Below are 1,746 nucleotides of genomic sequence, written 5' to 3'. Positions count from 1 at the left end.
CGCTGTGCGGCCCAACGCCCGTCAGTCTGGTGGCGGGGGAAGAGTCTGTCCGGGCGATCGTCTGGCGAGCCGACGCGTGATCTTGGCTCGGCCGGTGAGCCTGCGCCAGAGAGGAAGGCGCTGCGGTGGTCCGGGCCTACCAGTGTTCAGGCGGTCACGGATGCGCTCCAGGTCCTCATCCTCGACCGGACCGGTGTCGGTGAGCGCGACGGCAGCCTCCGAGGTGCGGGACCCCTCTGGGGGTGTGGCGGTGCCGACGAATCGGGCTTCTGGCGAGACGACGTGGTTCCACTGTTGCTCCCATCGGGAGAGATCCGCTGTTGCGCCGCCGCATTGGCCGACGATGGACAGCACCACCGGCAGAGTGGGCTGGCTGCGGCCGGTGAGGACCTCCCATTCGGGGGATCCCGCGCGGCCTGTGGTCCGGGAGATGGTTCTCTGACGCCAGTTACGGATGTCCATGTTTCTGTCGGTGATGAGGTCCAGCAGCGAGGCAACGATGTCGTGCACGGTCCGTGCCTGGTCGAGGCTGCGCGGGCACGCCAGGGTCCGCTCGGTGCGGGTGAAGGTGACCACCGTGCTGTCGTCGTCTTCGTCAACCCGGGGTGCGAGTACTACGGTCTCGATCTTGGGCGGCAGTAAGGTGGCCTCGCTTGATTCGGTCGCGCTGCGGTTCTCGCCCTCGCGGTGCAGCTTCTCGGCGATCTTGTGGAAGGCGCGGCACTGACTGCGGTCCTCGTCGGTGACGATGCCCCCGCACAGCGTCACCGCCTGGAGGAACTGCTCCACGCATGGCCACCCGCGGTAGGTGCCGTCGGCCATGGTGGACAGCGTGTTCGGCTTGACGTGGACCTGCTTGGCCAGTCGTGCGTAGGGGATGTCTCCCTTGAGCTCGCGCAGCTTCAGTGCCAGCTGCTTGGCGGGCTTGCGATCGCTGATCGGTTTCATGTGTCGCCCCATTGCGACTGCTCCTGGTCATGCCCGGGGCGGCAGCGCCGCCAGATGCGACAGGATCGGGCGGCCGGGGGTCACGGCCGACCGGGTGGCCTGTACGGCCGTGGCGGTGATGGCCGCCGACGTCAGGACGCACACCTCGACCGGGAAGCCCACGAGCAGCATCGCCAGGGCGATGCCGTAGGTGCCCATGACGAGGAGAACCAGGATCAACCAGCGGTGTTGCCGATCGGGGTCGTCGAGGTGAGGTAGACAGGTGGCAGCTGGCACGGGGGTGGTCCTTTCACAGAAGGACGCCCCGGGGGCTGTCCTAGCCCACGGGGCGCCCGATCGGGTTCAGGCTGGCGGCGGCCCCAGCGAGCCCGAAGCTGACTGTCATCAGCTCACGCTCGGCCGCACGCTTGTATGAAGCCTATGCACCCACTCCGTCGCCTTCCGGCATCTTTCATGTCCAGAATGGTCAAATATTTTTCAGTTGATCTCGGCGGTTGGGGGAAGCCCTCGTTTGTTCGACGCCCCGTGGACCACCCGATCGGCGTGAAATTTGTCAACATCAGCCGTCCGGTGTGGCGGTTGTGGGTCCCGGCGCGTTGTACTTGTCATATCGCCCGACAATGCAACCGAACAACTTACGGTGAGTGAGATATCGGGGTTACGAACTCCCGGCTCGGTCCGAAAGGGTTCAGGCGAGCGGGGTGGGGGTCTCCCGCTGTCACGGGACCCCGGCGCAGGCCACGTCGGCGATCGTCGTGTCCTACTACTGGCACTTCGTCGACGTCGTGTGGATCGGGC

The 1,746-nt window shown here is 66.3% G+C and carries 2 protein-coding genes and 1 pseudogene; 1 reads left to right on the top strand and 2 read right to left on the bottom strand.

The window, feature by feature from the left end:
* Positions 1–21: 21 nt before the first annotated feature.
* Complete coding sequence (locus AB0L34_RS33745; RefSeq protein ID WP_363709720.1) at positions 22–948, bottom strand: hypothetical protein; 927 nt, start codon at positions 946–948, stop codon at positions 22–24.
* Between the two features lie 27 nt (positions 949–975).
* Positions 976–1,224 (bottom strand): hypothetical protein, encoded by a 249-nt coding sequence (locus tag AB0L34_RS33740; protein WP_363709718.1) that lies wholly within the window; start codon positions 1,222–1,224, stop codon positions 976–978.
* Between the two features lie 449 nt (positions 1,225–1,673).
* Here AB0L34_RS33740 and AB0L34_RS33735 point away from each other — a divergent pair.
* Positions 1,674–1,746: pseudogene (locus AB0L34_RS33735) on the top strand (cytochrome B); the annotation flags it as partial.

This window comes from Micromonospora sp. NPDC052213, from assembly GCF_040679695.1.
Taxonomy (GTDB): Bacteria; Actinomycetota; Actinomycetes; order Mycobacteriales; family Micromonosporaceae; genus Micromonospora.
This window is presented reverse-complemented; position numbering and strand designations above follow the sequence as displayed.

Bases quoted from the DNA above. Each gene is read 5' to 3' on its own strand.
- AB0L34_RS33745 (WP_363709720.1), bottom strand. From the start codon at position 948: ATGAAACCGATCAGCGATCGCAAGCCCGCCAAGCAGCTGGCACTGAAG.